The following is a 2995-nucleotide window of genomic DNA, read 5'->3' on the forward strand; positions in this document are numbered from 1 at the left end:
TGGTCATTTGTTGACACGCGTACATAGCCAATAAGCATGATCATCCCCCTGAATAAAAACCGGAGATGATGCCAGTTAGCCGTTATCTCTGCATTTTCATAAACGAAAAAAAAAACGAACTTTCGGCATTACCCGTTGGTGTGCCTGTTCCGTGGCCTTCCGCCACTCCGCCAACAGGCTGGCTGAAATGCAATGGTGCGGCTTTTTCTGCTGAAGAATACCCGGAACTGGCAAANGTTCGGCATTACCCGTTGGTGTGCCTGTTCCGTGGCCTTCCGCCACTCCGCCAACAGGCTGGCTGAAATGCAATGGTGCGGCTTTTTCTGCTGAAGAATACCCGGAACTGGCAAAGGTTTACCCGACAAATAAATTGCCTGATTTACGCGGTGAATTTATTCGTGGCTGGGATGACGGACGTGGAGTGGATGCCGGGCGACAATTATTATCTTCACAGGGGGATGCAATAAGAAATATTGAGGGATTCGCAGATGGCGGGATCGGTATGTCTTTTGATGCAATCAGAGGGGCTTTTTATGATGCAGGAACACGATCTGCGAGAATGCCGAATAACACAACTGATATAGGCAAAACCGATGACCTTGGATTCGACGCCTCTCGTGTCGTGCCAACAGCTAATGAAAACCGTCCACGTAACATCGCCTTTAATTATATTGTGAGGGCTGCATAATGAAACCTGTTTTTGATGAAAATGGGCTGGCTACAGTGCCGGGTGATATGCGTTGTTATTATTATGATGCAGTAACGTCTGAATATACGGGCTGGTCTGATGAATATATTAATACTGGCGTAAGTATGCCCGCTTGTTCCACTGGTATTGACCCGGGCGAATACATTCCGGGAAGAGTGGCAGTATTTACGGGTAAGGGATGGAGCCATGAAGAAGACCATCGCAATGAGACCGTTTACTCAACTGAAAATGGCGCAGCTGTTACAGTGGATTATATCGGTGCCATCAAAGACGGTTATGTCACGCTTTCACCGTTAACGCCATACGATAAATGGGATGGTGAGAAATGGGTGACGGATACCGAGGCACAGCATAGCGCCGCAGTAGAAGCTGCAGAAGCACAGCGCCAGTCGCTGATTGATGCTGCAATGGCTTCCATCAGTCTGATTCAACTGAAATTACAGGCCGGGCGGAAGCTGACGCAGCCAGAAAACACCCGACTTAACGCTGTGCTGGATTATATTGACGCGGTAACGGCAACAGATACCAGCACAGCGCCGGACGTCATCTGGCCTGAACTGCCGGAGGCGTAGGCCATTCAATATCTGGCGCACCGGAAGTATCGACCAGTTCCAGTGCGTCCAGATAATCCAGCCACAAATTATATTGCGCCAGTTCCTCACCTTTCAGGCGACCAATCGCCGCTTTACCAGGCCATTGCTTACTGTTTATGTATTCGTTGACCTGATTAATCAATTGCTGCTTTTCCAGTTCGGCTGCGGCAATTTGTTCCTCATGAGTTGGCGGTGGAATATCAATCCATGCAGGCATTCCGTCGATGACACCTCTGTATTTTCCTTCTGGTGCTTCCTTCATAAATTCGGCGGCAACAGTGTCGTCAATTTCGATTCCATCATCGGGCCATTCGCCGGATTCCTGATAAGCGATTTTAAGCTCCACAGGGAAAAACGCATTTTTATCGGCGCTGAAAATATATTTCTGCATTTCTACCGTCCTATCGAAATATAACTGAATCTGTATTGCTGTGAGATATCACTGGTTGCCACACGCCACGCTGAATTACTGATATGTTCAAAATTTACAGACAAAACCTGCGGAGCAGGAATCGACGGGTCTGACTGAACGTTATCAGACATAACACTGACTGAAACCATCGGCTGATTAGGGAATGGTATAGGGAAGTGTCCACTGATAAAGCGGGTCGTGTTTCCTGAAAAAGTGCCAAACTGAACAATATATCCACCTGGTAGCCTGAACCATCCCGAACCAGAAGCGAATGCTCCCATATCCGGTATCTGATTATCTCCTGTGCCCACATTCCGTTTTGCCGCTTCTCCCAAACCAAGGTATGCGAGAAGACCCGCTACATCCTTTCCACTCAAATTAGTCAGCGTATTGTCCAGCGGTTGTTTACCTGCCAGTGCATTAAGCATTGTCGTGGCAAAGTTCGGGTCATTCCCCAGCGCCGCCGCCAGTTCGTTCAGTGTATCCAGTGCCGCAGGTGCAGAACCCACCATTGCCGCAATCGCCGATTTCACAAAAGCCGTAGTGGCAATCTGTGTATTGTTGACCGACTGCGCCGCCGTGGGGGCTGTTGGCGTTCCGGTGAGTGCCGGACTCAACAGCGGCGCTTTCAGTGCCAGCGCATTATTAATGGTGGTACTGAATTTCGGATCATTGTTAATGGCTACGGCTATTTCTTTCAGCGTGTCCAGCGTGGCTGGCGCACCATTAATAATAGCCGTCAGTGCAGCCTGAACAAACGCGGTGGTCGCAACCTGCGTGGTGTTATTCCCCGCCGCTGGCGTTGGCGCTTTGGGTGTCCCGGTAAACGTAGGACTTTCTTTCTGTGCATACTGTGAATGCGGGTCCGGTGCGGCAAGATGTTTTGCCATCAGGTCATCCACGTACACCTTCAGCTCCAGTACCTTATCATCCACATACTTGCGGGTTGCCAGCACTACGGCAGGGTCGATTTTCAGGGTGATATTGTCCGTGCTGCTGGTAATCAGCACCATGCGCACGGTCTGGGTACGCCCGCTGCCTTCAGCCAGTTGCGGCTTATAGCTTTCCGGGCAGTTTCCCACGGCAATCAATGCCCCGGACTCATCAAACAGGCCCACTTCACGTATCCACCAACCGCCCTCGTTTTCAGGGATCACCTGTTCAGCAATAATCTGGCTACTGTTCTGCGGGTCGATATAAAGCATATTCAGCGCAGCCCGGCGTTTCTCATTTACCAGTGCCGTCTGCTTTGCGTCCGGCGTTGGCAATACTCCGCCGCCA

The 2995-nt window shown here is 50.2% G+C and carries 4 protein-coding genes; 2 read left to right on the forward strand and 2 right to left on the reverse strand.

The annotated features are described in order from the left end of the window. Positions 1-217: 217 nt before the first annotated feature. Positions 218-688, forward strand: coding sequence for a tail fiber protein (locus AAYN39_RS10935; RefSeq protein WP_346253955.1), 471 nt, complete (start codon positions 218-220; stop codon positions 686-688). Further along, entirely contained in the window at positions 688-1281 is a 594-nt protein-coding gene (locus AAYN39_RS10940; RefSeq protein WP_000805568.1) for a tail fiber assembly protein, read from the forward strand. The genes AAYN39_RS10935 and AAYN39_RS10940 overlap by 1 nt, the downstream gene beginning before the upstream one ends. Here the strand turns inward: AAYN39_RS10940 and AAYN39_RS10945 are convergent. Beyond that, complete coding sequence (locus tag AAYN39_RS10945; protein ID WP_001174915.1) at positions 1253-1693, reverse strand: tail fiber assembly protein; 441 nt, start codon at positions 1691-1693, stop codon at positions 1253-1255. The two genes, AAYN39_RS10940 and AAYN39_RS10945, sit on opposite strands and share 29 nt — an antisense overlap. A 2-nt stretch (positions 1694-1695) precedes the next feature. Then, positions 1696-2995 (reverse strand): phage tail protein (locus AAYN39_RS10950; protein ID WP_057483809.1); only part of this gene is annotated, 1300 nt, incomplete at its 5' end.

This window comes from Salmonella sp. K21076 (assembly GCF_039650795.1).
Taxonomy (GTDB): domain Bacteria; phylum Pseudomonadota; class Gammaproteobacteria; order Enterobacterales; family Enterobacteriaceae; genus Salmonella; species Salmonella enterica.

Excerpts from the sequence above, each read along its gene's own strand:
- AAYN39_RS10940 (WP_000805568.1), top strand. The coding sequence starts at position 688 with ATGAAACCTGTTTTTGATGAAAATGGGCTGGCTACAGTGCCGGGTGAT.
- AAYN39_RS10945 (WP_001174915.1), bottom strand. The coding sequence starts at position 1,693 with ATGCAGAAATATATTTTCAGCGCCGATAAAAATGCGTTTTTCCCTGTG.